The sequence below is a fragment of the Georgenia sp. SYP-B2076 genome (genome assembly GCF_003991205.1).
Lineage (GTDB): Bacteria > Actinomycetota > Actinomycetes > Actinomycetales > Actinomycetaceae > Georgenia.
Genome location: NZ_RXOZ01000033.1, coordinates 246,500 through 272,795, shown reverse-complemented (window position 1 = coordinate 272,795; position 26,296 = coordinate 246,500). Strand labels below are relative to the sequence as shown.

Sequence of the window (26,296 nt, the reverse complement as noted above, 5' to 3'; positions counted from 1 at the left end):
GTTCCAGCCCCGGGCCGGCCGGGCCGGGGATGCCCCTCCCGGTACCGATGACCCTGCTCACAACGCGTAGACGACGAGACCCTCGCAGCGGTCGCTGCGAGGGTCTCCCGGTGGGGCTCAGGCCTGCGGCCCATCCGCCGGCCGCTCGTCGGTATCCGACGCGCCGCGCGGCAGCTCGGGGCGTGCCGGCCCGCCCCCGGGCTCGTCCGTCTCGGGCGCGCCCTGCTTGTGCTCGGCGAGGAACGCCTCGAGCTCCGCGCCGATCTCGTCGGCCGTGGGGATGTTGCCGGGCTCCGCGAGGAGGGTGGTCTGACCGGGCTGGGCGGCGGCCTCCATGTAGGCGTCGTACTGCTGCTCCAGCGCGTGGACCACCGCCCCGACCTCGGAGGAGGCGGAGATCTGGGCCTCGATCTGAAGCATGGTCTCCGCCGCGGCGGCCTCGAGCTCCCCGACGGGCAGGGCCAGGCCGGTGTTGCCGGAGATCTGGCGGACCAGCTCGGCGGCGGCGCTCGGGTACTCGGCCTGGGCCAGGTAGTGCGGCACGTTCGCGGCGAAGCCGAGGGCGTCGTGGCCGGCGCGGCCCAGGCGCAGCTCGAGCAGGCCGGCGATGTTCCCGGGCACCTGGACGGTGCCCATCATGTGGCGCTGCGGGTCGACCAGCCCGCCACGGGTGGCGTGGGAGGTGACCGTCACCGGCCGGGTGTGGGGCACCGCCATGGGGATGCCCTGCACGCCGATCGTGCGCTGCACGCCGAGGTCCTCCACGAGGGAGATGACGGCCGTGGTGAACGCGTCCCACCGCAGGTCCGGCTCGGGTCCGTGCAGCAGGAGCAGCGGCGTGCCCTCGTCGTCCCGCAGCAGGTCGAGCGCGATGACGGGCTCCTCGTAGTCCGTGTACTGGAAGTCCTCGAAGGTCATCGGCGGGCGGCGCGACCGGTAGTCGACGAGCGCGTCGGCGTCGAAGGTCGCGATGCGCTCGACGGGCAGGGAGTCGAGGAGGTGGCGCGCCACCAGCGCGCCCGCGTGCCCGGCGTCGAGCGAGCCGCGCATCGCGTGCACGAGCACCGGCACCGGGGCGGCGTCGTACGCGCGCGGGCTCATCGTGTACAGCTCCAGGGGATCGCGCATGTCGGCGCTCCTCTCACGTCAGGGTCAAGATCTATATGACCTAACATCGCAGGCCGTCCGGGAATTCCGCGAGCCGGCTCCGGACGGGGACCGGCCGAAGCGGGGCCACGGACACGCCGCGCCACGCCGCTCGCGCGGCCCGCCTCTCCGGCGGCGCACCACCGGGCGGTGGGCGATGCCTGCACGAGGGGCCGCCGAGGCGGATAATGGTTGGCCGTGCCAACGCCGCACCACCCCGCCGGGTGGCCGGCCTCGCCCTACACCCAGGAGCTTCCGTGCCAGGACCGGCCACCACGCCCGAGACCGGGACGAGCGCATCCGCGACGCCCCCGAAGGCAGCCGTCGCCGAGGAGCAGGTCTACGTCGACAAGGTCTACGACCGCCTCGACACGCTGCGCGCGTCCTACGGCACACGCCTGACGAACGTGCGCCGCGAGGGACCCTCGGGCTCGCCGCAGAACCGCTCCGAGCGGGACGCCTTCGCCGCCCACTACGCCGACGCCGTCGCGCGCCTCGACCACGTCGAGAACCGGCTCGTGTTCGGCCGGCTCGACCTGCGCTCCGAGGACCCGCGCTACGTCGGGCGCATCGGCATGTCCGACGCGACGCACAACCAGCTGCTCGTCGACTGGCGCGCCCCCAGCGCCCGCCCCTTCTACCAGGCCACCGCGGCGAACCCCGGCGACGTCGTCCGCCGCCGCCACCTGATGACCCGCGGCCGGACCGTCCTCGGCGTCGAGGACGAGCTGCTCAACCACGAGCACATCGACGACGAGGTCGCCAGCGGCCTGACCGGCGAGGGCGCGCTGTTCGCCGCCATGTCGGCCGCGCGGGACGGGCGCATGAGCGACATCGTGGCCACCATCCAGGCCGAGCAGGACGCCGTGATCCGCTCGCCCCTGGACGGCGTGCTCGTGGTGCAGGGCGGCCCCGGCACGGGCAAGACGGCGGTCGCGCTGCACCGCGCGGCCTACCTCCTCTACGCCCACCGCGAGCGCCTGGAGCGATCCGGCGTCCTCATGGTGGGCCCGTCGAGGGTCTTCCTCCGCTACATCGAGCAGGTCCTGCCCTCCCTCGGGGAGAGCGACGTCGTCGCCACCACGATGGCCGACCTCCTGCCCGGCACCGTCGCCACCGCGGACGAGCCCGAGGAGGTGGCCGTCCTCAAGGGCCGTACCGCCATGGTGCAGGTCCTCGCGCGTGCCGTCCGGGGCCTGCAGCGCGTCCCCGGGTCCGTCCAGGAGCTCGCCGTCGAGGGCACCACCCTGCACCTGCACCCCGAGGACGTCCGGTCGGCGATGGCCAAGGCCCGTCGCACGGGTCTGCCGCACAACCAGGCCCGGGACACCTTCGCCCTGACGATGCTGAACACCCTCGTGCGGGAGTACGCCGGCGAGAAGGGCGTCGACGACGCCGCCGAGCGGGCCTACCTGATGGAGGACGTGCGCAGCGCCCGCGACGTGCGCGTGGCGCTGAACCTGTGCTGGATGCCGACGACGCCCCACGGGCTGCTCGAGCGCCTCTACGCCCGCCCCGACCTGCTGGAGGGCCACGCCGGCTCGATGCCCGCCGCCGACCGCGCGCTCCTCGAGCGGGAGAAGGGCTCGGCGTGGACCGTCGCCGACGTCCCGCTGCTGGACGAGCTGGCCGAGCTCCTGGGGCCGCACGAGCAGGCCGAGGCGACCCGCGCCAGGGCCGAGTCGAAGATCCAGGCCGCCGAGGAGGTCCGGTTCGCGCAGGAGGCCATCACCGCCCAGGGGCTGGGCATGGGCATGGTCAGCGCGGAGATGCTCGCCGAGCGGTTCGCGGCCACCGGCCCGAGGCTCAGCACCGCCGAACGCGCCGCCGCCGACCGGTCGTGGACCTACGGGCACGTGGTGGTCGACGAGGCCCAGGAGCTCTCCCCCATGGCCTGGCGGGCCCTGCTGCGCCGCTGCCCCTCACGCTCGATGACCGTGGTCGGGGACCTGGCGCAGCGCAGCGGGCACCACCCCGCCCGGTCGTGGACGCAGGTGCTCGGCCGCGCCGCGAGCGAGCACGTGCGCGAGTCCGTCCTGACGATCAGCTACCGCACGCCCGCCACCGTGATGGACGCGGCGACGGCGGTGATGACCGCCCAGGGTGCGCCCCCCACCTACCCGGTGCGCGCCGCCCGCGACCTGCCCGGCGCCCTGGCGACGACCAGGCTCGCGGGCCCGGAGGAGCTCCCGGGCGCCGTCGTGCACATCGTCCGCGCCGAGCTCGCCGCGCTCGACGCGAGCGACGGCGCGGGGTCGGGGCGCGTGGCCGTCGTCGTCCCCGCAGGTCACGACCTCGACCTGCTGGCGCCGCTGGCGGCCGAGACCGACCTGCGTGCCGCGCTCGCCACCTCCGGCAACGACCCCCTCGGGTCCCGGCTCGTCGTGCTCGACGCGGTGGAGGTCAAGGGCCTCGAGTTCGACGTCGTCGTGCTGGTCGAGCCGGGTGCGGTGCTCGTCGGCGGGCCGGGCGACCTGTACGTCGCCATGACTCGCCCGACCCGCCGCCTGCACGTGGTCCACGCCGGGGAGCTGCCCGCCGGCTTCCGGGGGTAGGGCCCCCGGGCCATCCACGGGCTGGACGGGCTTGCTCCGCAATGCGAGACGAGCGGACCATGGGCGGGTGGCACGCGCACTCCTCCTCGAGAACCCCCATACCAACGCCGACGCGGTCCTCGCCGCCGCGGGGCTCGACGTCGTCCGGCGCCCCGGCGCCCTGGACGAGGACGAGCTCATCGAGGCCCTCGACGGCGTCGACGTCCTCGGCATCCGGTCCACCACCCACGTGACCGAGCGCGTCCTGGCGGCGCACCCGGGGCTGGTCGCGATCGGCGCGTTCTGCATCGGCACCAACCAGATCGACCTCAAGGCCGCCGCCCGGCGCGGGATCGCGGTGTTCAACGCACCGTTCTCGAACACCCGCTCCGTCGTCGAGCTCGCTGTCGCGGAGATCATCTCGCTCACCCGGCGGCTGACCGTGCGGGACAAGGCGCTGCACGCCGGGGTGTGGGACAAGTCGGCCACCGGCTCGCACGAGGTCCGCGGCCGCACGCTCGGCATCGTCGGCTACGGCAACATCGGCACGCAGCTCTCCGTCGTCGCCGAGGCGCTGGGCATGCGGGTCGTCTTCTTCGACACGGCCGAGAAGCTCGCGCTGGGCAACGCCCAGCGCATGGGCTCCCTGGCCGAGCTCCTGACCGTGGCTGACGTCGTCACGCTGCACGTGGACGGCCGGGAGGGCAACGCCGGGATGTTCGGCGCCGAGCAGTTCGCGCAGATGAAGCACGGCGCCGCGTTCCTCAACCTCTCCCGCGGCTTCCTCGTCGACTACAGCGCGCTGCGCGAGAAGATCCTCGACGGCTCGGTCTCCGGCGCCGCCGTGGACGTCTTCCCCGACGAGCCCAAGCGGACGGGCGACGCGTTCGACTCCGAGCTGCGCGGCCTGCCGAACGTCATCCTCACCCCCCACGTGGGCGGCTCGACCCAGGAGGCGCAGGAGAGCATCGGCCTGTTCGTCTCCGGCAAGCTGGGCAAGTACCTGCGCACGGGCTCGACCGACCTGTCGGTCAACCTCCCGCGGCTCACGCTCGAGCCCTCCGAGGCGGCCCGGTACCGGGTGGCGTTCGTCCACCGCAACACCCCGGGCGTGCTCGCGCTCGTGAACCAGACCTTCGCGGAGCACGGCGCCAACATCGAGGGCCAGATCCTCGGCACCCGCGGCGAGATCGGCTACGTGGTCACCGACATCGGCTCGGAGCTGCCGCGCGAGGCAGTCGCCGCCGTGCGCGAGATGGAGGACACGCTGCGGCTGCGCGTCATGGTGCGCCCCGACGAGAGGGACTGACCGGTCGACGCGCCGACCGCCACGTCCGCCGTGACGGTCGGCGCGCCACAGTACCGTGGGAGGCATGTTTACCCCCGCGACCGATCGCTATGACTCCATGACCTACCGCCGCTGCGGACGCAGCGGCCTCGACCTGCCCGCCATCGCGCTGGGCCTCTGGCAGAACTTCGGCGAGGCCAGCCCGTACGCGACGCAGCGCGACATCGTGCTGCGCGCCGTCGACCTGGGTGTCACCCACATCGACCTGGCCAACAACTACGGGCCGCCCCCCGGGTCGGCGGAGAAGTCGTTCGGGCGGATGCTCGCGGAGGACCTCTCGGGCGTGCGCGACGAGCTCGTCATCTCCACCAAGGCGGGCTACGACATGTGGCCGGGCCCCTACGGGAACGGCGGCTCGCGCAAGTACCTCCTCGCGTCCCTGGACCAGTCGCTCGAGCGCATGGGCCTGGACTACGTGGACATCTTCTACTCGCACCGCTTCGACGTGACCACCCCGCTGCAGGAGACGCTCGGCGCCCTCAAGACCGCCGTCGACTCCGGGCGCGCGCTCTACGCCGGGATCTCCTCGTACTCGGCCCAGCGCACCCTCGAGGCGTTCGAGGTGGCGGACCAGATCGGCCTGGACCTCCTCGTGCACCAGCCGTCGTACTCGATGCTCAACCGGTGGGTCGAGGAGGGCGAGCCCAGCCTGCTCGACGTGCTCGGCGACCGCGGCATGGGGGCCGTCGTCTTCTCCCCCCTCGCCCAGGGCATGCTCACCGACAAGTACCTCGATGGGATCCCGGCGGACTCGCGGGCCGCGCGGGGCGGGTCGCTGCGCAAGGAGTTCCTCAGCGAGACCTCCCTCGCGCACGTGCGCGCCCTCAACGGCATGGCCGAGACCCGCGGCCAGAGCCTCGCCCAGATGGCGCTCGCCTGGGTGCTGCGCGACCCCCGGGTCACCACCGCCCTGATCGGCGCCTCGAGCGTGGCCCAGCTGGAGAGCTCGCTCGCCGCGCTCGAGAACCTGGAGTTCAGCGAGGACGAGCTCGCGCAGATCGACGAGCACGCCGTGAACGCGGGCATCAACATCTGGGCCGCGAAGTCCTCGGACCTGTAGGGCGCCCCCGCGGCGTCGGCGTGCCCTGTCGGGCACGCCGGCGCCGCGCCCCTGGTCCGGCGGTGGCGTCCGGCGCCCGGCGTCGGCGTCCGGCACCCCGCGCCGCCTGCGCCCGACGCCACGGCGCCGCCCCTACATAACCTACGGTTGCGTAGGTTACGCTCGGAGCATTCACCTATCGCTCCGCCGGAACCACGCCAGCCCTCCACACCGTGGCACGCCGACGTCCCACCCGAGACAAGGCCGCATGCCCGAGAACTCCCGCCCCACCACCCGCGGAGACGACGCCGCGGCGCTCGCCTCCCCGCCGGCCGAGATCGTGGTGCCCGACCACGCGGTCTCCGCGCTCCTGGACGACGCGGCCGCACGCTTCGGCGACAAGGTGGCGCTGGACTTCCTCGGCGCCACGACCACCTACGGCGCCCTCTCCGCGCAGGTGCAACGTGCCGCCGGACTCCTCGCGGACGCGGGCGTACGGGCGGGCGACCGCGTCGCCCTGGTGCTGCCGAACTGCCCGCAGCACGTCGTCGCCTTCTACGCCGCGCTGCGCCTGGGCGCGGTGGTCGCCGAGCACAACCCGCTGGCCCCGCCGGCCGAGATCCAGGCCCAGCTGGACGCGCACGGCGCGCGGGTCGTCGTGTGCTGGGAGAAGGCGCTGGACCGCGTCGCCCCCGGCGGCGACCGTCGGGGCCGGACGGTCTTCGCGGTCGACCTCACCGCGGCACTTCCCCTGCGCTCACGCCTGCTGCTGCGCCTGCCGGTGGCCGCGGCGCGGGCCCAGCGGGGCGCCATGCGCGGCCCCGTGCCCGCCGGCGTCCGCAGCTGGGAGCGCGCAATGCGCACGGCCGCCCCGGTGGCGAGCGACCACCCGCAGCCGAGCGCCGGCGACCTCGCGGTCCTCCTGCACACCGGTGGCACCACGGGGACCCCCAAGGCGGTGGCGCTCACGCACCGCAACCTCCTGGCCAACGTCGCCCAGGGCGAGGCATGGGTGCCGGGACTGCGCCCCGGCACCGAGACCTTCTACGCCGCGCTCCCGTTCTTCCACGCGTTCGGCCTCACCCTCTCGCTCACGTTCGCCGTGCGGGTCGGCGCCACCCAGGTGGTGCTGCCGCGCTTCGACGTCGACATGGTCCTCGCGGCGATGCGCCGGCGCCCGGCCACGTTCTTCCCCGGGGTGCCGCCCATGTTCGACCGGCTCTCCCGGGCCGCGATCGAGCGCGGCGCGGACCTGACCTCCGTGCGCTTCGCCATCTCCGGCGCGATGGCCCTGGACCCGGAGGTCGCCGCCCGCTGGGAGGACGTCACCGGCGGCCTGATTATCGAGGGGTACGGCATGACCGAGTGCTCACCGGTCGCCCTGGGAAACCCCATGGGCCCGAGCCGCCGCCCGGGCGCCCTCGGCATCCCGTTCCCGTCGACCCAGATCCGCATCGTGGACCCCGAGGACCCCGCCACCGACGTCCCCGACGGCGAGCTCGGCGAGCTGCTCGTCCGGGGGCCCCAGGTGTTCTCCGGGTACTACCGCCGCCCGGAGGAGTCGGCCGCCGTGCTCCTCGAGGGTGGCTGGCTGCGGACCGGGGACATCGTGCGGCGCGAGAGCGATGGCTTCGTGGTGCTCGCCGACCGCATCAAGGAGCTGATCATCTCCGGCGGCTTCAACGTCTACCCCTCGCAGGTCGAGGACGCGGTGCGCGCGATGCCGGGCGTCAGTGACGTCGCCGTGGTCGGGCTGCCGGACGGCGTTCGCGGCGAGAGCGTGGTCGCCGCGCTCGTGCTCGATCCGGGGGCGCGCGTGGACCTGGACACGGTCCGCCGGTGGACGCACGACCGGCTGTCCCACTACGCCATGCCCCGGCGCATCGCCGTGCTCGACGAGCTGCCACGCTCCCAGCTCGGCAAGGTCCTGCGCCGCACGGTCCGCGAGCAGCTGCTGCACCGCGGCGAGGACGCGCGCTGACGGCCGGTCGAGGGAGTCCCCGAGCCCAGAAAGAAGCCGTCGGTGGTGGCGGCTTCCCCTCCGCCACCGCCGACGGCGGTCAGTGCGCCGGGGCCCGGTCGGGTCCGACGGCTGAGACAAGGCTAGCGGAACCGGCGCCCGTGGGGTTGCCGTTCTGGTCGCCCAAGTTCTCGGAGCCGACCGACCTGTTCCCTCCGGCGGCGGGCAGCCCGGCTGCCGACTCCGCGGCCTGCGCGGCCGCGCCCTCCCGCTCGGCGTTCTCGGCCCGCAGCGCCGCGATCGCGACCTCGAAGTCCTCGAGCGTGCTGAAGGAGGAGTAGACGCTGGCGAAGCGGAGGTAGGCGATCTCGTCGAGCTGCCGGAGCGGGCCGAGGATCGCGAGCCCGATCTCGTGCGCGTCGATCTGCGCGGCCCCGCTGGAGCGCACGGTCTCCTCCACCTGCTGGGCGAGGAGCGCGAGGTCGTCGTCGGAGACGGGCCGCCCCTGGCAGGCCTTGCGCACGCCCGAGACCACCTTGTCGCGGCTGAACGGCTCGGTGGCGCCCGACCGCTTGAGGACGCTCAGGCTGGAGGTCTCCAGCGTCGTGAACCGCCGCCCGCACGCCGGGCACTGGCGTCGACGACGGATCGTGGCGCCGTCCTCGGCGGTGCGTGAGTCGATGACACGTGAGTCGGCATGTCGGCAGAACGGGCAGTGCACGCCTGGGCTCCTCCCTGCGCCTGCGGACCGGGTGCGGTCCGGCGCACCGGGGCGATCTGGGTCCCGGTTCATCCTCGTCGGCGCGGAGGCCCCGTCAAGCGTGGGACCGTGCGCACCGGCGACGCGGTCGCGCGTCGCTGGCACCATTCTCTCACCGCCACTCCGTGCTGGGTCGGGGACGAGACAGGAAAGCCGGTCGTCAGCCGGCGGGCACGATGAGCTGCTGGCCGGCCCGCAGCTGCGGCGAGGACAGCCCGTTGAGCTCAGCGATCCGGCCGACCACCTCGCGCACGTCGTCACCCGGCAGCGCCGCGGCGCTGGCCACGGCCCAGAGGGTGTCCCCCTCCGCGACCGTGACGGCGGCCGTGTCGGCCGCGGCCGAGTGCCGCGCCGCGGTCCCGGCCCAGGCGCCCAGGCCGACCGAGACGGCCGTCGCGGCGAGGAGGACCACCCCGGCGACGACGCGGCGGCCCAGCAGCGTGAGGCGCAGGGGCTGCCTCGCGGCCGCGGTCCACGGGCGCGCCGCCCGAGCGGGCGGACGTGCCGGCGTCGGGCCCGGCGCGACCGGGACGAAGCCGGGACCGACCAGCTGCAGGTTGCCGCGGCGGACCGGGCGCGCGGCCGGGGCGGCCGGGCGCCGCCGCGGCGACGTGGGACCCAGGACTGGCTGTACCTCGAGAGCGCTCATTGCTCCTCCTCGAACGGATGTTCGTCGAACGTATGTGCGACACAGTAGGCCCTCGGCGGCCCGTTGTCGACACACCGTCGAACAGACGTTTGATATTGCGGGCCATGACTCCTACGCTTGCGTCGAGAAGCCCACCATCGACCACTGACATCGGCGGATTCCCCGCGATCCGCCCCCGCCAGCCGCCCACGGGGCGGCGAGCCAGGAAGGACCGCCGTCATGAGCACTGTCGAGGGCACGAAGAACGGGCGCGGCGCACAGGACGGGGACGAGCTCACCGAGCGCCAGAGCCTCATCCTCGAGACGATCCGGGCGGCGGTCGCCGCGCACGGCTACCCGCCGAGCATGCGTGAGATCGGCGACGCGGTCGGCCTGACGAGCCCCTCCTCGGTCAAGCACCAGCTGGGGGTGCTCGAGCGCAAGGGCTACGTGCGCCGCGACCCGAACCGCCCCCGGGCGATCGAGATCATGGACGACCCGCGCGCGGCGTCGGTCACCGGCCCGCGGGGCGCGTTCGACGCCGAGGGCCTGCGCGCCGGGTCTCCCGCCTACGTCCCGATGGTCGGACGGATCGCGGCGGGCGGTCCCATCCTCGCGGAGCAGTCCGTCGAGGACGTCTTCCCGCTGCCGCGCGAGCTGGTGGGCGACGGCGAGCTGTTCATGCTCAAGGTGGTCGGCGAGTCCATGATCGACGCGGCGATCTGCAACGGCGACTGGGTCGTCGTCCGGCGCCAGCCCGTGGCCGAGAACGGCGAGATCGTCGCGGCGATGATCGACGGCGAGGCGACGGTGAAGACCTTCCAGCGCCGCGGCGGCCACGTGTGGCTGATGCCGCAGAACCCCGCCTTCTCCCCCATCCCGGGCGACGACGCCCAGGTGCTCGGGCGCGTGGTGACCGTCCTGCGGAGCCTGTGACCGGGCTGACGGGGCTGACCGGGTCGGTGACGGGCCGCCCGTGGCGGCCCGTCGGGTGAGGACCGGCTAGAACCCGAACTTGCTCGCGACGGCGCGGATGGACTCCGCGCTGCGCACCAGCCCGGAACGCTCGTTCTCGGTCACCACCGGCACCAGCCGGCGGCCGACCCCCTGGCTGCCCACGATGCTGGGCACGGACAGGCAGACGTCGGAGATCTCGAGGTAGTCGTCGAGGAGCGAGGAGACCGACAGCACGCGGTCCTCGTCGCGGAGCACCGCCTCGATGATCCGGGTCACGGCGAGACCGACGGCGTAGTTGGTGGCGCCCTTGCCCGCGATGATCTTGTACGCGGAGTTGACGACGTCGGCGGAGATGCGCCCCCGGACCTCCTCGTTGAGCATCCCGCCGTCCACGGTCTGCCCCCACTGCAGGAGCGGGACGGCGCCGATCATCGCCGAGCTCCACAGGGGGATCTCGGAGTCGCCGTGCTCCCCGGCGACGTAGGCGTGCACGTTCTGCACCGCGACGCCGCACTCGCGGGCGACGAGGTAACGCAGCCGTGAGGTGTCCAGCACCGTGCCCGAGCCGAAGAACTGGTTGTCGGGCAGGCCGGAGATCTTCAGCCCGGCGTAGGTGACCACGTCCACCGGGTTGGCCACCATGATGTAGGTCGCGCGGGGTGCCACCTCGACCAGCCGCGGGACCAGGTCACGCATGATGTCGATCGTGGCGCCGGCGAGGTCGAGCCGGGACTGGCCGGGCTTCTGCTTCGCCCCCGCGGTGATGACGACGACGTCCGCGTCGGAGCAGATGGCGATGTCGTCGGAGCCGTCGACCTCACCCATGGGGGTGAACTGGATGCCGTGCGCGATGTCCAGGGCCTCGGCCTCGACCTTCGCCCTGTTCAGGTCGAAGAGGACCACCTCGCGGGCCGCGCCGCGCAGCAGGCAGGCGTACGCGAGGGTCGACCCCACGGCGCCGGCACCGACGATCGCGACCTTGCTGCGCTCGGCCCCCTGGCCGCCGAGCAGCTCGACGCGGCCCCCGACCTCATCCAGCTCAGTCATCCTCGTGCTCCCCTGTCGACGCGTGGCTGTCGCGGTCCACCCTACGGGCGATGCCCACCGCACGCCCCGACGGCCCGCTCCGTAGGCGCCGGACGCGCCAGCGGTGAGGACCTCAGGCCGTCGCGGGGGCCGCCCCCGCGACGGCCGGGGCGCCCCCTGTCTCGCCGCCGTCGGGGGCCGTGCCCGCCGACGCGGCGGCGAGGCGGCGCAGCGCCGCCCGCGTGGTCTCGCCGTCGTGCGTGCGCCACAGGGGCGGCATCGAGCGCGTGAGGTAGGTGCCGTACCGCGCGGTCGCGAGCCGCGGGTCGAGCACGGCGACGACGCCGCGGTCGGTGGTGGTGCGCACCAGCCGCCCGGCGCCCTGGGCCAGCAGGAGCGCGGCGTGGGTGGCCGCCACGGACATGAACCCGTTGCCTCCCCCGGCGGCCACGACCTCGGAGCGTGCCGACTTGACCGGGTCGTCGGGGCGCGGGAACGGGATGCGGTCGATGACCACCAGGCGGCACGTGGGGCCAGGCACGTCCACGCCCTGCCACAGCGACAGCGTGCCCATCAGGGACGTGGCCTCGTCCTCGGCGAAGCGGCGCACGAGGGTGGGCAGCTGGTCGTCGCCCTGGCACAGCACGGGCGTGTCCAGCTCGGCGCGCAGCCGCTCGGCGGCGGCCTCGGCGCCCCGGCGGGAGGAGAAGAGCCCGAGGGTGGCCCCGCCGGCGGCGCGGACGAGCTCCACGAGCTCCGCGAGCGCCTGCTCGCTCGTGCCGTCGCGTCCCGGCGGGGGCAGGTGGCGCGCGACGTAGAGGATGCCCTGGTGCGGGTAGTCGAAGGGCGAGCCGACGTCGAGCCCGCGCCAGGCGCGGTCCTCGTCCAGGGTCAGGCCCAGCGACCTGGCCATGGGGTCGAAGGTGCCGCCCAGGGTCAGGGTCGCGGACGTCAGGACGGCGGCGCGGCCCGCGAGCAGCCGGTCGGCCACCGACCCGGCGACATCGAGGGGGGCCAGGCGCAGCCGCGGCTGCTCGGACCCGATCCGGGAGCGCTCGCACCAGAGCACGTCCCGGCGCTGGGCGACGCCGTCCCCGAGGAGCCGCTCGGCGATCTCCAGCAGCACCACCATGGCGGAGCGGGCCATCGCCCGCCCCCCGGCGTCCGCCGCGGCGTTCGCGCCCGCCTCGGGCTTCATGGCGCTGACGGCCTCTCGCGAGCCGGCCTCGACGAGGACGACGGCGTCGCGCACCTCGGGGGGCAGCCCACCGGGCAGGCGCCCGTCCGGCACCAGCTCCAGGCGCGCGCGGAGCGCGGCGGCGGCCTTCTCCAAGGTCTCGTTGTTGACCCCGGCGTGGCGCCGGGCCAGCCGGGCGGTGCGCTCGACCACGGCGGCGCTGAGCTCGAGCGTGGACTGGGCGGTGACCCGGTCGGCGAGCTCGTGCGCCTCGTCGACGACCAGGATGTCGTGCTCGGGCAGGACGTTGGGCGAGCCCGCGGCGGCGATCCCGAGCATCGCGTGGTTGGTGACGACGACGTCGGCCTCGCGGGCGGCCTGGCGGGCCGCCTCCGGGAAGCACTCGGCGATCATCGGGCACCGGTTGCCGAGGCACTCCATCTTCGTGACCGAGACCTGGCGCCACGCGCGCTCGCTCACGCCGGGCACGAGGTCGTCACGGTCGCCGGTCTGGGTCTCCTCGGACCACTCGCGCAGGCGCAGAACCTGCTCGGCGAGCGTGGCCCGCTCCTGCGCCCCCGGCGCCCCCTCCGGTGCCGGCGCGGCGGGGTCGACGCCGGTGGCCGCGGAGACGGAGAACAGCCCGGGCTCCTCGTCGGCCGGGTAGCCGCCGGCGACCTTGTGCTTGCACACGTAGTTGTGCCAGCCCTTGAGGAGGGCGACGTCCGGGTGCAGCCCGGTGCGGGCGGCCACGATCTCCGCCACCCGCGGCGCGTCATGGGTGAGGACCTGACGCTGCAGGGCGAGCGTCGCCGTCGAGATGACGGCGCGCTGCCCCGACTCCACGGCGTGCGCGAGGACCGGGACGAGGTACGCCAGGGACTTGCCGGTGCCGGTGCCGGCCTGCACGAGCAGGTGCTCCCCGGACGTCAGCGCCTGCGCGACGGCCTCGGCCATCTGCTCCTGCCCGGGCCTGCTGGTCCCGCCCAGGGACGCCACGGCGTCGGCCAGGAGCGTGGCGGTGTCCGCCATCAGGACGCGGAGCGGGCGGCGGGCGCCTCGTCGGGCGACTCGCCGACGGCGCGCAGGGCCGCCGCGAGCTCGGGGTCGACCCGGGCGCGCAGGCGGGTGCCGCCCGTCACGTACGTCTCGGCGAGGACCTCGCCGTCGGTGTGCGCGCGCGAGACGAGGTCGCCGCGCGAGTAGGGCACCACGAGGTCGACGTCCTCGGTGGGCCGGGGCAGCAGCTCGGCGATGCGGGCCGCGAGCGCCTCCATGCCCTCGCCCGTGCGCGCCGAGACGGCGACCGCGCCGGGGTAGCGCGTGCGCAGCCGCGCCAGGACCTCGGGCGCGGCGAGGTCGACCTTGTTGAGCACGATCAGCTCGGGCACCTCGCTGCCGCCGGGGATGTCGGCGACCACCGCCCGGACGGCGCTGACCTGGCCCTCCGGGTCGGGGTGCGCGGCGTCGACGACGTGCAGCAGCAGATCGGACTCGGCCACCTCCTCGAGGGTGGAGCGGAACGCCTCCACGAGCTCGGTGGGCAGGGACCGCACGAACCCGACGGTGTCGGTGAGGGTGTAGGCGCGCCCGTCCGGCGTGGTCGCCCGGCGCACCGTGGGGTCCAGGGTGGCGAACAGGGCGTTCTGGACGAGGACGCCGGCACCGGTGAGCCGGTTCAGCAGCGACGACTTCCCGGCGTTGGTGTACCCGGCGATGGCCACCGAGGGCACCTGGCTGGCGCGGCGGGACCCGCGCTTCGTCTCCCGTGAGGGCGCCATGTCCTTGATCTGGCGGCGCAGCTTGGCCATGCGCGTGCGGATGCGCCGCCGGTCGAGCTCGATCTTCGTCTCACCGGGGCCGCGGGAGCCGATGCCCTCACCGCCGGCCACCCGCCCACCTGCCTGGCGGGACATCGACTCGCCCCAGCCGCGCAGGCGCGGGAGGAGGTACTCGAGCTGGGCGAGCTCCACCTGCGCCTTGCCCTCCCGGGACTTCGCGTGCTGGGCGAAGATGTCGAGGATCAGGGCGGTGCGGTCGATGACCTTGACCTTGACGATGTCCTCCAGGCTGCGGCGCTGGGAGGGGCTCAGCTCGCCGTCGACGATGACGGTGTCCGCGCCGGACGCGCGCACCATCTCCGCCAGCTCGGCGGCCTTGCCCGAGCCGAGGTACGTCGACGGGTCCGGGGTGGCGCGTCGCTGGAGGAGGCCGTCCAGGACCTCCGAGCCGGCGGTCTCCGCGAGCGCGGCGAGCTCGCGCAGGGACACCTCGGCCATCTCGGTGGTGCCGGTGGACCACAGGCCCACGAGGACCACGCGCTCGAGGCGCAGCTGCCGGTACTCGACCTCGGAGACGTCCTCGAGCTCGGTGGACAGCCCGCCCACCCGCCGCAGCGCCGCACGCTCCTCGCGGTCGAGCTGGTCGCCGTCGTAGTCCTCGCCGTCCTCGGGCCCCTGCCCGTGCCCGTCCCCGGACTCGAGCGCCGTGCCCTCCGTCGACCTCAGCGACGTCCCGGCTCGGGCGAGGATGCGCGCGACGACATCCTCAGCCGCCTGCTGCGCCCCCTGGGCCGTCTCGTCGAGGTGCTCGGTGGGGGTGTTCTCCGTGCGGGTCATGGCGTCCTTCCGTGGCTACCCGTCCAGGATCCCACGCCCGGCGGGCGGCGCCAACGTTTATCCCCGCCCGGGCGGTGGCGGCGCGGCGGGTAGGTTGACGGACGTGAGCAACCCGGACCACTACTTCTCCGCCCGGCCGGCCTCCACGGCCGACCTGCGCCCCCTGCACGTGCGCCTGCGCGGCACGGACGTCCACGTCCAGGTCGCCGCCGGCGTCTTCTCGGGTGACCGCCTCGACCTGGGCACCCGGGTGCTGCTCGACGCCGTGGACGACCCCCCGGCCACGGGCACGCTCGTGGACGTGGGGTGCGGCTGGGGGCCGGTCACGCTGGCGCTCGCCCAGGCCTCCCCGGGGGCGCGGGTGTACGGCGTCGACGTCAACGAGCGTGCGCTCGATCTCACGCGCCGCAACGCCGCGTCGCTCGGCCTGGGCAACGTCACGGTCCTCGAGGCGGGGGCTGCCCTGGCCCGCCTCGCCGGCGCCGGCACTCAGGTCGACGAGATCTGGTCCAACCCGCCGATCCGCGTCGGCAAGGCCGCCCTCCACGACCTGCTGCGCGCCTGGCTCGCCCTGCTGGCCCCGACGGGCCGCGCCCAGCTGGTGGTGCAGAAGAACCTCGGGGCCGACTCCTTGCACCGCTGGCTCGCCGACGAGCTCGGCATGGACGTCGCCCGCACCGCGAGCGCGAAGGGGTTCCGAGTGCTCACGGTCCGCCCGGGCGGCTGACGGCGGAGGCGCCGTCGCGCGGCTGTCCGAGCATGAGCAGCGTCGCGCGCACGACGGCGGACATGGGCCCGGGCAGCCGGAACGTCTCGTCCTCGCGCGTCAGGACCCCCAGCGCCTCGAGGGCGTCGAGGTCGGCGCGGAGCAGGGCGGCGACCTCCGCCTCGCGGGCGGGGTGGGTTCCGGCGAGGCCGGCGGACGGCACGGCGGCCGGCACCCGCAGCGTGAAGCCGCCCGGGGCCGCGGCCCGCACGACCGCGCCCGTCGTGAGGTCCGGGGCGTGACCGGTCGGGCCGCCGGGCACGGCGCCGAGGAACACCTCGAGCGCGGCGACGTGCAGCATCGCAGCGGGGCCCGTCGTCTGCTCCGCTGGCGCCCCAGGCCCGGGCAGCGTCTCGTCGCCGGGGGCGACGTGCGTCTCGTCCACGCGCAGGAACCCGGCCCGGACCATCGCGTGCCACAGGACGGCGAGCTCGGGCACCTGCCACATCGACTGCGGCCCGGACCCGGTCGGGGCGATGCCGAGCAGCGCCGTCGCCTCCGCCGTGTCGGCCCGTCGCAGCGCGCCGGTCGCGGTGACGGGCCGGCGCTCGCCGACCCAGCCCAGGAGCGCGCGTGCACGGCGCAGCAGCACCGAGGCGTCGAACCAGGCGGCGCTCGCCCCCGCGCCGGGCGAGGCAAGAAGCAGGTCCCGGGTGTTCGGCTCCGGCCCGAGGAAGGCCGGCCAGCGCGCCGCGACGACATCCTGGCGCGCACCGGGCGCGACGGCGCCCGCTCCGCCCGCGCCGTCGGGGACGGTTCCCCCCTCCCCCGGGACGGCGGCGTCGTCGGTCACGCCGAGCTCGCCCCGGCCGCCGCCGAGGGGGCGGGGCCCGGCGTCGAAGGAGGTCGGGACCTCGTCGGCGAGCCCCTCCATCAGCTCCGTGAGCTCGTCCTCCGTCAGGGGGGAGACCAGCCTGCCGGTGATGCCGAGGAAGCCCAGGTACAGCGTGATCGTCGGGGTGAGCAGCAGCCGTTCGCCAGCATCGAGGTCGACGTGGCGCGGGAACAGCTCGGTCAGCACGGCGCGGATCTCGGCGGCCGTCCACGCGGTGGGGTCGGCGGAGCCGAGGTGGCCGCGCTTGAGGTCGATGGCCGTCGCGACCAGCCAGGTGCTGTCCTCGACGAACAGGTCCAGACCGCGCGCCCAGCGCTCGAACTCCTCCAGCAGGGGCGTCCCGGCCGTCCCGGCGCCCGTCCCGCGTGCGGCGCCCGTCCCGCGAGCCGGGCCCGTCCCGCCCGTCCCGCGGGCGGCGCGCGGCGCGCCGTGGTGCAGCGGACGCCCCTGCTTGCGCGGCTTGTGCTTCTTCTTCGGCATGCCTGCCCCCTCCGGTCGATCCACGCTTCCGGCCGCCCCGGGCGGCCCCCACGACGTCGGCGGTCAGGCCAGGAGCGTGACCTCGGCGGTCAGCTCCGCGGGGCCGGTCAGCGTCACGGTGTCCCCGACCACCCTGACGGTCACCTCGCCGCCGGGCACGAGCACCCGCCAGGTGTCGGGCGCGCCGGTCCCCGCCCAGGCGCGGACGGCCAGGGCCGCGGCGCAGGTCCCCGTGCCGCAGGAGCGCGTCTCCCCCACGCCGCGCTCGAGGACGCGCATGCGCACCGCGCCCACGGCCTCCCCGGTGGCGTCGTCCTCACCGAGCGGGACGACGAGCTCGAGGTTCGTGCCCTCCGGCGGGACCGGGTCGTAGGCGGGCAGCCCGGTGAGGACCGCGCCGGCGAGCTCCGCCTCGTCGCGCAGGGCGACCACTGTGTGGGGGTTCGGGATGCTCACGCGGAGCCCGCCGCGGGTGCCCTCGACGCCCGGGACGCCGACGGCGACGTCGTAGCCGGCCTGCACCGCCGCCAGCCCGCCCGGCATGGCCCAGCGGCCCATCTCCACGGTGTACTGCTCGCCGTCGAAGGTCACGCGCCGCGCCCCGCCGCGGGTCCCGACGACGACGCTGCCGCCGGCGGGCAGGTCGACCAGCCCCCGCAGGCGCAGGTAGTGGACGAAGACCCGCACCCCGTTGCCACACATCTCCGCGATGGAGCCGTCGGCGTTGCGATAGTCCATGAACCACTCGGCGGCCGGGGCGTCCGCCAGCACCGCACCGCCCTCGGGCAGGGACCGTGAGCGCACCACGCGGATGAGGCCGTCGGCGCCGATGCCGGCGTGGCGGTCGCACGCCGCGGCGACCTCGACGGCGCTCAGCTCGAGCGCGCCGTCCGGGTCGGGCACGAGGACGAAGTCGTTCTCGGTGCCGTGGCCCGTCGTCAGGGTGCGGCCGGCCAGGCGACCGAAGGGGGAGGTCATGGCTCCACGATACGGAGCGCCGCGGCCAGCATGTCCGTGGGGTCCGTCACCTGGAGCCAGGTGATGCGCGGGTCGCGGCGGAACCACTTCTCCTGACGGCGGGCGAGCTGGCGGGTGGCGATGGAGATGGCCTCCACCGCCTCCTCGCGAGTCAGGCGCCCGGCGACGACGGCCGCCGCCTGCGCGTACCCCACGGCGCGGCGGGCCGTGACCCCGTCGGCCAGGCCCCGGGCGAGCAGCGCCTCCGTCTCCTCCACGAGGCCGCCCGCCATCATCTGGGCCGCGCGGGCCGCGATCCGCTCGTTGAGCTCCGCCCGCGGCACCGCGATGCCCAGCTGGACGGCGGGCAGGGCGTAGACGTGCTCGGGCATGCGCGCCGAGAACATCTCGCCGGTCACGGCGATGACCTCGAGGGCCCGCACCACCCGGCGGGTGTTGCGCGGGTCGATCCGGGCGGCGGCGCCGGGGTCGAGGCGCGCGAGCTCGTCGTGCAGCGGCCGGGTCCCCAGCCGCTCCGCGCGCGCCTCCAGCTCGGCCCGCACCTCCGGGTCGGTCCCGGGAAAGTCCAGGTGGTCGAGCACCGATCGGAGATACAGGCCGGAGCCGCCCACCAGGATCGGCAGGCGCCCACGGGCGCGGATCGCGGCGACGTCGGCCCGGGCGGCCTCCTGGTAGGCGGCCACGGTGGCCTCGGCGCGGACGTCGAGGACGTCGAGCTGGTGGTGGACGATGCCCCGGCGCTCCGCCACGGGCAGCTTGGCGGTCCCGATGTCCATCCCGCGGTAGAGCTGCATGGCGTCGGCGTTGATGATCTCGACGGCGCCTGCGCCACCGAGCGCCTCGGCGAGGTCCAGCGCGAGGCCGGACTTGCCGGTGGCCGTCATCCCGACGACGGCTACCACGTCCGGCACCCGTGCGCCGGGCTCCCGGCCCATGGCTGCGACGGGTCCGGGGCGCGTCCCACCGGCGGTCGCCCCCGCCGCGCGCGCCCCGGCCACGCCGTGTTCTGCCCCGTCCCCCACGACGCAAACCTACCCGGCGCGCGGCGGGCAGCGCGGCTAGGCTCGGCGGTATGGCTTGGCCTGGTGCGTCCGACGAGCGGGGCCCGCACGCGGGACCACCCGGCGGTCCCGAGGCGGCGACCGGCGCGGCGTCCGCCGGCGACGTCGTCCTGCCGCTGACCAAGGCCCGGGTGGCCGCGGTCCTCGAGGCGCTCGACTACCCCCTCATCCGTGACCGCAACGACGACCTGGGCGCCATGTGGGCGCAGGCCATCTTCCACATCTACCTGCTCGGCCCCGACGAGTCCGTGCTGCAGGTGCGCGGCTCCTGGCACCGGCGCCTCGCGCTCGAGCGGCTCGGGGAGGTGCTGATGCTCGTCGACCACTGGAACCGGGAGTTCGTGGGACCCAAGTGCTACGTGCGGGTGCTCGACGACGGCCGGCTGAGCGTCGTCGCCGAGGTCTCCACACCGCTCGGCGCCGGCGTCAGCGACAACCAGCTGACGGTACTGCTCCAGCGCGGCATCGGGCAGGGCATGCGCATGATGCGCGACCTCGAGATCCGCTACCCCGACCCCGCCGCCCAGCCGCCGGCGTCGCTCTCGTGAGCTGGTGGTCGAGGTGGCTGCGGCCGGACGTCCCCGGCAGGCAGGAGCCGCCCGCACCCGAGCGGCCGTCCGGTGCGCGCCCCGCGCCGGACGTGCGCCCGCGAGTGCCCCCGCCCGCCGGGGACCTGCGCCGCGGCCAGCTCATCGGGCCGGCGGAGCGGACGGTGCCGGTCACCGCGGAGCGGGTGCGCCAGGTGGTGACCAACCGCGGCTACCACGTGCGGACGGAGCCGGACGCCTCCCTCTCCGGGGTCTGGGACGGCTACCAGTTCCACCTGCGCCTGGCCGGGGAGGACAAGGACTTCCTCAGCGTGCGCGGCACCTGGGGCCGGACCGTCCCCGAGGACCTGCACGCCGCCGTCATGCAGGCCAACAACGACTGGAACCGGGACAAGATCTGGCCGACGGTCTTCACCTCGCCGTCCTCCGAGGGCATGACGGTACGCACCGAGATCATGGCGGACGTCAGCGCCGGGGCGACGGACCGCCAGCTGCTCGACATCATCGAGGGCGGGCTCTCCGCGGGCGTGCAGTTCTTCCAGGCCCTCGCGCGGTCCATGCCCGACCCGGACGACCCGGCCCCCGACCTCTGAGCGCGACGCGGCCGGGCGAGCCCCGGCGCCCGCGGGCGGGCGAGCCCCGGCGTCGGCGCCCGCGGGCACGCTCCGGGTCAGCGCCGCAGCGTCGGCATGCCCAGGGTGACGGGCCCGGCCGGGACCGGCTCGCCGTGGCCGTGCGGCTCCTCGGCCAGGCCCTGGCGCCGGTCCCACGCGTCCCCGGCGCGCGTGCGGCGCAGCAGGTAGGTGCCGCCGGCCCGCGCCGAGTCGGCCACGAGGTGGTGCGGGGCGCCGTGGGTGACGGTCGCGGTGACCATGTCCCCCGGGCGCGGGCGCTCCGCCGCGGGCAGCCCCGCGGGCAGCGCCACGTGCACGAGCCGGTTGTCCGCCGCCCGCCCGGTGATGCGGTGGGTGGCGTCGTCCTTGCGGCCCTCGCCCTCGGCGACGAGGACGTCCACGGTCCGCCCGACCTGCCGCTCGTTCTCCTGCGTGGAGATGCGCTGCTGCAGCGCGGCGAGGCGCTGGTAGCGCTCGGTGACGACCTCGGCGGGCACCGGCGGCAGGTCCGCGGCGGGGGTGCCGGGGCGGGGCGAGTACTGGAACGTGAAGGCGGAGGAGAACCGGCTCGCCTCGACGACGTCCAGCGTGGCCTGGAAGTCCTCCTCGGTCTCGCCGGGGAAGCCGACGATGATGTCGGTGGTGATCGCGGCGTCGGGGATCGCGGCGCGGACGCGGTCGATGATGCCGAGGTACTTCGCCTGCCGGTAGGAGCGCCGCATCGCCCGCAGCACGGTGTCCGAGCCTGACTGCAGGGGCATGTGCAGGCTGGGCATCACGTTGGGCGTCTCGGCCATGGCCTCGATGACGTCGTCCGTGAAGGCGGCCGGGTGTGGTGACGTGAACCGCACCCGCTCGAGGCCCTCGACGTCCCCGCAGGCGCGCAGCAGCTTGGCGAACGCGCCGCGGTCGCCGAAGCCGACGCCGTAGCTGTTGACGTTCTGCCCGAGGAGGGTGACCTCGATGGCGCCCTGCGCGACGACGGCCCCCACCTCGGCGAGCACGTCGCCCGGGCGGCGGTCGCGCTCCTTGCCTCGCAGGTGGGGCACGATGCAGAAGGTGCAGGTGTTGTTGCAGCCCACGGAGATCGACACCCACGCCGCGTAGGCGGACTCCCGCCGGGTCGGCAGCGTGGAGGGGAAGACCTTGAGGGACTCCTCGATCTCGACCTGCGCCTCCCGGTTGTGGCGGGCGCGGTCGAGGAGGGCGGGCAGGACGTCGAGGTTGTGGGTGCCCAGGACGACGTCGACCCACGGGGCGCGCTCGACGATGCCCGCGCGGTCCTTCTGCGCCAGGCAGCCGCCGACGGCGATCTGCATGCCCGGGCGGGTGCGCTTGACCGAGGCGAGCTGGCCGAGGTTGCCGTACAGCCGCGACGAGGCGTTCTCCCGCACCGCGCAGGTGTTGATCACGACGACGTCGGCGCCGCCGTCGCCGGCGTCCGTCGCGCGCGCGGCGGCCTCGGGGACGTCGCCGACGGGCACGTACCCCTGGGCCTCGAGCAGGCCGGCGAGACGCTCCGAGTCGTGCACGTTCATCTGGCAGCCCAGCGTGCGCACGAAGTAGGTGCGGGGCAGCGGTTCGGCGGGCACGGCGGGGGCGGTCAGCGGCGTAGACATGGTGGCTGGAGTCTAGATCGCCGCGCCGGCCGGGCCGTAGCGCGGGCCCGCCGCCGCCGCGCCGGGGACGGGTGCCAGCGCGGTCGGCGGCGCCTGGGAGGACCCGTTGTGTCAAGATCGTGCCAAGGCCCGCCGCGTTCTGTGCCTGCTTTGTATCCACTTTGTTACCGGCCCACGCCTGACAGGAAACAATCGGCAGTTAGGTTGACCACCATGACGGACGCCCAGCAGACCTCGACCGTGCCGGCCGGTGACACCGCGCCCGACGTCGCGGGCGGCCGCACCCTCGGCGCGCCCCTCGTGGTCCTGAAGGACGTGAACAAGCACTTCGGCGACCTGCACGTGCTCAAGGACATCGACCTCACCGTCCGCCGGGGCGAGGTGGTGGTCGTCATCGGGCCCTCCGGATCCGGCAAGTCCACGCTGTGCCGGGCCATCAACCGGCTCGAGCCCATCGACTCCGGCACCATCACGATCGACGGCAAGGAGCTTCCCGAGGAGGGCAAGGACCTGGCGCGGCTGCGCGCGGACGTCGGGATGGTCTTCCAGTCCTTCAACCTCTTCGCGCACAAGACCATCCTCGAGAACGTCACGCTAGGCCCGGTCAAGGCCAAGGGCGTCAAGCCGGCCGAGGCGAAGCGCCGCGCCACCGCCCTGCTCGAGCGGGTGGGGGTGGGGAACCAGGCCGCCAAGCACCCGGCGCAGCTCTCCGGCGGTCAGCAGCAGCGCGTCGCCATCGCCCGCGCGCTGGCGATGCAGCCCAAGGTCATGCTGTTCGACGAGCCGACCTCGGCGCTGGACCCCGAGATGATCACCGAGGTCCTCGACGTCATGACGTCGCTGGCCCGTGACGGCATGACGATGGTCGTCGTCACCCACGAGATGGGGTTCGCCCGGAAGGCCGCCGACCGCGTGGTCTTCATGGACGCCGGCCACATCGTGGAGGAGGCCACGCCCGAGGAGTTCTTCACCCGCCCGAAGTCCGACCGGGCGAAGGACTTCCTGTCCAAGCTGCTCAGCCACTGAGCCCGCACGACCTCACTTCCCCGCCCGGGGACCGACAGAAGGAGACACCATGCGAGGCACACGTAGAGCCGGGATCGCCCTCACCCTGGCAGCCACCCTTGCCCTGGCCGCCTGTTCCGGCGGCGGCGGCCAGCCCGGCTCTGGCGGCACCTCGTCGGCGAGCGGCTCCGGCAAGGGCGTGACCATCGGCATCAAGTTCGACCAGCCGGGTCTCGGGCTGAAGGAGGGCGACAAGTACACCGGCTTCGACGTCGACGTCGCCACGTACGTGGCCGGCAAGCTCGGCTACACCCCGGAGGACATCACGTGGACGGAGGCCGTCTCCTCCCAGCGCGAGACGCTCCTGCAGAACGGCTCGGTCGACATGATCTTCGCGACCTACTCCATCACCGACGCCCGCAAGGAGTCCGTCGCGTTCGCCGGCCCCTACTTCGTCGCCGGCCAGGACCTCCTGGTGCGCGCGGACGACACCGAGATCACCGGGCCGGAGGCCCTCGAGGGCAAGGTCCTGTGCTCGGTGTCGGGCTCGACGTCGGCGCAGCGCGTCAAGGACCAGTTCGCCGCCGGTGTGCAGCTCCAGGAGGCCCAGGGGTACTCCGAGTGCGTGGAGTTCCTCAGCGCCGGCCAGGTCGACGCCGTGACCACCGACGACATCATCCTGGCGGGCTTCGCCGCCCAGCCGGAGTACAAGGGCCAGTTCAAGGTCGTCGGCAACCCCTTCTCCGAGGAGAACTACGGCGTCGGCCTGCCGAAGGAGAACGACGTCTGCGAGGACGTCAACACCGCCATCACCGACATGATCGACGACGGCACCTGGCAGAAGCTCGTGACCAAGAACGCCGGCGAGGGGTACACCCCCAACCCGAAGCTGAACCCGCCCAAGGTCCAGCCCTGCGCCTGACGGACGCCGCCTGGGGCCGGCCCGCCGGCCCCAGGTACCGCTCCACCGACCGCCCCGGACGACTGATTGGAGGACCGAGTGGGCGACTACCTCGACGGCATCGCCGAGCTGCTCGGTAGCTACGACATCCTGGGCGCGTTCCTCGTCAACGTCCGCCTGACGCTCTACTCAGGGGTCCTCGCCTTCGTGATCGGCCTGGTCCTGGCCGTCATGCGCGTCTCCCCCGCGCCCAGCCTGCAGTGGGCGGGCGCCACCTACGTCAACCTCGTGCGCAACACCCCGCTGACCCTGATCATCCTCGGGTGCTCCCTGGGGCTGTGGGGCCAGCTCGGGATCGTGCTCGCCGACCGCCAGTCGCCGACGTTCCTCCTCGACAACAACTTCCGGCTCGCGGTGCTCGGGCTGTCCCTCTACACCGCCGCGTTCGTCTGCGAGGCCCTGCGCTCCGGGGTGAACACCGTCCCGCCGGGCCAGGCCGAGGCGGCGCGGGCGATCGGGCTGACCTTCGGTCAGTCCATGCGCATGGTGATCCTGCCGCAGGCCATCCGCGGGGCGATCGCCCCGCTCGGCAACACCCTCATCGCCCTGGCCAAGAACACCACCGTCGCGCAGGCGGCGGGCGTGCTCCAGGCCTCGACCCTCATGCTCACCATGATCGAGTTCCGGTCCGACCTCATGGTCGCCATCTTCCTCGTCGTCGCCCTGGGGTGGCTCGTGATCGTGCTGCCCATCGGCCTGGTGGCCACCGCCCTCTCCCGCCGCCTGGGGGTCGCACAATGAGCTCCGGTCTCTTCGACATCCCCGGGCCCCGGGCCCGGCGCCGCATCGCCGTCCTCAACGTCGTCGGTGCGCTCCTCGCCCTCGGCGTCCTCGCCTGGGTCGTGCTCGCCCTCCACGGCAAGGGCCAGCTCACCGCCGCCAAGTGGCAGCCCTTCCTCACGGCGACGATCTGGCAGGACTACTTCCTGCCGGGGCTGTGGAACACCCTCAAGGCGGCGGCGGTCGCGATCGTCACGTCGAACGTCTTCGGTCTGATCTTCGGCCTGGGCCGGTTGTCCGATCTCGCGGCCGTCCGGTGGGTCAGCTCCGCGATCGTGGAGTTCTTCCGCGCGGTGCCCGTGCTGATCATGATGATCTTCTTCTGGAACCTGTTCTCGTTCGGCGGCCTGGTCCCGCCCAGCGAGGCGCCGTTCTACGGGGTCGTCGTCGGGCTGACGCTGTACAACGGGTCCGTCATCGCCGAGCTCGTCCGCTCCGGCGTGCACAACCTCCCGCGGGGCCAGCGCGAGGCGGCGCTGGCGATCGGCCTGACGCGGGGCCAGTGCCTGCGGCTGGTCGAGGTGCCCCAGGCGCTGATCGCGATGATGCCGTCGATGATCAGCCAGCTCGTGGTCATCCTCAAGGACACCGGGCTCGGCTACATCATCACGTACACCGAGCTGCTGCGGCAGGCGCGGCTGGTGGGCACCTCCAACGCCAACCTGCTGCCGGCGCTGATCGTGGCCGCGGTCATCTTCATCCTCATCAACTACACCCTCAGCAAGGTCGCCGAACGCGTGGCGCGCAGGCTCGACAGGCGCACCGCCGGCAGGACGCAGGTCGCCGCGCAGGAGCAGGGCGCGCCCGTCCTGTAGCGGCTAAGGCCGCCGGCGCCTCGGCCCTGTCGCGGCTGGGCCGTCAGAGGGGGTCGTCGTCCCAGACGGCGCCGTCCTCCGCGCCCTCGGCGGCGAGCACCTCGTCGGTGACCCGCATCGCCACGCCCGGCGCGAAGCCCTTGCGGGCCAGCACACCGGCGATCCGCCGCCGGCGCACCTGCCTGTCGAGGCCTTGCGTGCTCCTGGCCTTCTTCTCGGCGACGTGTCGGGCGGCCGCCTCCTCGTCCTCGTCGGCGACCTGCTCCAGCGCGGCGCCGGCGACCTCGGGCCCGATGCCCTTCTTCCGGAGCTCCTCGGCCAACGCCCGCCGCGCCAGCCCCCGCTCGGAGTGGCGCGTGCGAACCAGCATGTCGGCGTAGGCGGCGTCGTCGACGAGCCCGACCTCGGTGAACCGGTCCAGGACCCGGGCGGCGACCTCGGCGGGGACGTCCTTCTTCGCCAGGGACTGCTCGAGCTGGGCGCGGCTGCGCGGGGCCGCCGTGAGCTGCCGCAGGGCGATGGTGCGCGCCACCTCCTCCGCGTCCGGCTCGGCGTCCTCTGCGGCCGCGCCGACCGGCGGCGGCTCGAGCTCGTCACGGGGACGAGTGCGCCGCCACCGGTCGCCGCCGGGTGCAGTCATG

23 protein-coding genes are annotated in these 26,296 nt (G+C 74.3%); 12 read left to right on the top strand and 11 right to left on the bottom strand.

Features of this window, described 5'->3' with window-relative positions; genetic code table 11:
• Positions 1 to 117: 117 nt before the first annotated feature.
• Entirely contained in the window at positions 118 to 1,128 is a 1,011-nt protein-coding gene (locus tag EJK16_RS15375) for a proteasome assembly chaperone family protein (protein WP_127130842.1), read from the bottom strand.
• Positions 1,129 to 1,403: 275 nt separating this feature from the next.
• Between EJK16_RS15375 and EJK16_RS15370 the strand changes: the two genes are divergently transcribed.
• The 4 genes from EJK16_RS15370 to EJK16_RS15355 all read left to right on the top strand — a co-directional run bounded on the left by EJK16_RS15370 (position 1,404) and on the right by EJK16_RS15355 (position 8,048).
• Positions 1,404 to 3,701 (top strand): AAA family ATPase, encoded by a 2,298-nt coding sequence (locus tag EJK16_RS15370; protein WP_240646094.1) that lies wholly within the window; start codon positions 1,404 to 1,406, stop codon positions 3,699 to 3,701.
• 67 nt (positions 3,702 to 3,768) lie between these two features.
• On the top strand, positions 3,769 to 4,989 hold the full coding sequence (gene serA / locus EJK16_RS15365) for a phosphoglycerate dehydrogenase (protein ID WP_127130838.1): 1,221 nt from the start codon (positions 3,769 to 3,771) through the stop codon (positions 4,987 to 4,989).
• Positions 4,990 to 5,053: 64 nt separating this feature from the next.
• Positions 5,054 to 6,088, top strand: a complete 1,035-nt coding sequence (gene mgrA / locus EJK16_RS15360; RefSeq protein ID WP_127130836.1) for an L-glyceraldehyde 3-phosphate reductase — start codon at positions 5,054 to 5,056, stop codon at positions 6,086 to 6,088.
• A gap of 247 nt (positions 6,089 to 6,335) precedes the next feature.
• Positions 6,336 to 8,048 carry an AMP-binding protein gene (locus tag EJK16_RS15355; RefSeq protein ID WP_127130834.1) on the top strand — a complete coding sequence of 571 codons (1,713 nt, stop codon included), beginning with the start codon at positions 6,336 to 6,338 and terminating at the stop codon, positions 8,046 to 8,048.
• Between the two features lie 79 nt (positions 8,049 to 8,127).
• Here the strand turns inward: EJK16_RS15355 and nrdR are convergent, their stop codons facing one another.
• Complete coding sequence (gene nrdR, locus EJK16_RS15350) at positions 8,128 to 8,748, bottom strand: transcriptional regulator NrdR (protein ID WP_127130832.1); 621 nt, start codon at positions 8,746 to 8,748, stop codon at positions 8,128 to 8,130.
• Positions 8,749 to 8,947: 199 nt separating this feature from the next.
• Entirely contained in the window at positions 8,948 to 9,436 is a 489-nt protein-coding gene (locus EJK16_RS15345) for a LysM peptidoglycan-binding domain-containing protein (protein WP_127130830.1), read from the bottom strand.
• A gap of 219 nt (positions 9,437 to 9,655) precedes the next feature.
• On the opposite strand from EJK16_RS15345, the gene lexA reads away from it, so the two are divergent.
• Positions 9,656 to 10,351, top strand: a complete 696-nt coding sequence (lexA, locus tag EJK16_RS15340; RefSeq protein ID WP_127130828.1) for a transcriptional repressor LexA — start codon at positions 9,656 to 9,658, stop codon at positions 10,349 to 10,351.
• A 66-nt stretch (positions 10,352 to 10,417) separates the two neighbouring features.
• On the opposite strand, the gene EJK16_RS15335 is transcribed toward lexA, so the two are convergent.
• From EJK16_RS15335 to hflX, 3 genes are all read right to left on the bottom strand, one after another.
• On the bottom strand, positions 10,418 to 11,419 hold the full coding sequence (locus tag EJK16_RS15335) for an L-lactate dehydrogenase (RefSeq protein WP_127130826.1): 1,002 nt from the start codon (positions 11,417 to 11,419) through the stop codon (positions 10,418 to 10,420).
• A gap of 112 nt (positions 11,420 to 11,531) precedes the next feature.
• Positions 11,532 to 13,607 (bottom strand): ATP-dependent DNA helicase, encoded by a 2,076-nt coding sequence (locus tag EJK16_RS15330; protein WP_127130824.1) that lies wholly within the window; start codon positions 13,605 to 13,607, stop codon positions 11,532 to 11,534.
• A complete protein-coding gene (gene hflX / locus EJK16_RS15325; RefSeq protein ID WP_127130822.1) occupies positions 13,607 to 15,193 on the bottom strand; it encodes a GTPase HflX in 1,587 nt (528 codons plus the stop codon). Before hflX ends, EJK16_RS15330 begins: the two co-directional genes overlap by 1 nt.
• A 103-nt stretch (positions 15,194 to 15,296) precedes the next feature.
• Here hflX and EJK16_RS15320 point away from each other — a divergent pair, with 103 nt between their 5' ends.
• The gene (locus EJK16_RS15320; RefSeq protein ID WP_240646093.1) at positions 15,297 to 15,920 is read left to right on the top strand and encodes a class I SAM-dependent methyltransferase; all 624 of its coding nucleotides are present in this window, start codon (positions 15,297 to 15,299) and stop codon (positions 15,918 to 15,920) included.
• Here the strand turns inward: EJK16_RS15320 and EJK16_RS15315 are convergent.
• From EJK16_RS15315 to miaA, 3 genes are all read right to left on the bottom strand, one after another.
• A complete protein-coding gene (locus EJK16_RS15315) occupies positions 15,898 to 17,274 on the bottom strand; it encodes a hypothetical protein (protein WP_127130818.1) in 1,377 nt (458 codons plus the stop codon). The two genes, EJK16_RS15320 and EJK16_RS15315, sit on opposite strands and share 23 nt — an antisense overlap.
• A gap of 63 nt (positions 17,275 to 17,337) precedes the next feature.
• On the bottom strand, positions 17,338 to 18,252 hold the full coding sequence (gene dapF / locus EJK16_RS15310; protein ID WP_127130816.1) for a diaminopimelate epimerase: 915 nt from the start codon (positions 18,250 to 18,252) through the stop codon (positions 17,338 to 17,340).
• Positions 18,249 to 19,187: a tRNA (adenosine(37)-N6)-dimethylallyltransferase MiaA gene (gene miaA / locus EJK16_RS15305; RefSeq protein WP_127130918.1), complete on the bottom strand. Its 939-nt coding sequence runs from the start codon at positions 19,185 to 19,187 to the stop codon at positions 18,249 to 18,251. The genes dapF and miaA overlap by 4 nt, the downstream gene beginning before the upstream one ends.
• 137 nt (positions 19,188 to 19,324) lie before the next feature.
• On the opposite strand from miaA, the gene EJK16_RS15300 reads away from it, so the two are divergent.
• Positions 19,325 to 19,861 carry a YbjN domain-containing protein gene (locus EJK16_RS15300; RefSeq protein WP_127130814.1) on the top strand — a complete coding sequence of 179 codons (537 nt, stop codon included), beginning with the start codon at positions 19,325 to 19,327 and terminating at the stop codon, positions 19,859 to 19,861.
• Positions 19,858 to 20,454 (top strand): YbjN domain-containing protein, encoded by a 597-nt coding sequence (locus tag EJK16_RS15295; RefSeq protein ID WP_164737366.1) that lies wholly within the window; start codon positions 19,858 to 19,860, stop codon positions 20,452 to 20,454. Before EJK16_RS15300 ends, EJK16_RS15295 begins: the two co-directional genes overlap by 4 nt.
• Positions 20,455 to 20,531: 77 nt before the next feature.
• Here EJK16_RS15295 and miaB read toward each other — a convergent pair whose 3' ends face one another.
• On the bottom strand, positions 20,532 to 22,094 hold the full coding sequence (gene miaB, locus EJK16_RS15290) for a tRNA (N6-isopentenyl adenosine(37)-C2)-methylthiotransferase MiaB (RefSeq protein ID WP_127130810.1): 1,563 nt from the start codon (positions 22,092 to 22,094) through the stop codon (positions 20,532 to 20,534).
• 213 nt (positions 22,095 to 22,307) lie between these two features.
• Between miaB and EJK16_RS15285 the strand changes: the two genes are divergently transcribed.
• The 4 genes from EJK16_RS15285 (at position 22,308) to EJK16_RS15270 (ending at position 25,655) form a co-directional block, all read left to right on the top strand.
• The gene (locus EJK16_RS15285; RefSeq protein ID WP_127130808.1) at positions 22,308 to 23,120 is read left to right on the top strand and encodes an amino acid ABC transporter ATP-binding protein; all 813 of its coding nucleotides are present in this window, start codon (positions 22,308 to 22,310) and stop codon (positions 23,118 to 23,120) included.
• Positions 23,121 to 23,169: 49 nt separating this feature from the next.
• Entirely contained in the window at positions 23,170 to 24,021 is an 852-nt protein-coding gene (locus EJK16_RS15280) for a glutamate ABC transporter substrate-binding protein (RefSeq protein ID WP_127130806.1), read from the top strand.
• 78 nt (positions 24,022 to 24,099) lie between these two features.
• A complete protein-coding gene (locus tag EJK16_RS15275) occupies positions 24,100 to 24,801 on the top strand; it encodes an amino acid ABC transporter permease (RefSeq protein WP_127130804.1) in 702 nt (233 codons plus the stop codon).
• Positions 24,798 to 25,655, top strand: a complete 858-nt coding sequence (locus EJK16_RS15270; RefSeq protein ID WP_127130802.1) for an amino acid ABC transporter permease — start codon at positions 24,798 to 24,800, stop codon at positions 25,653 to 25,655. The genes EJK16_RS15275 and EJK16_RS15270 overlap by 4 nt, the downstream gene beginning before the upstream one ends.
• A 43-nt stretch (positions 25,656 to 25,698) precedes the next feature.
• On the opposite strand, the gene EJK16_RS15265 is transcribed toward EJK16_RS15270, so the two are convergent.
• Positions 25,699 to 26,295, bottom strand: coding sequence for a regulatory protein RecX (locus EJK16_RS15265; RefSeq protein ID WP_127130800.1), 597 nt, complete (start codon positions 26,293 to 26,295; stop codon positions 25,699 to 25,701).
• Between the last annotated feature and the right edge of the window lies 1 nt (position 26,296).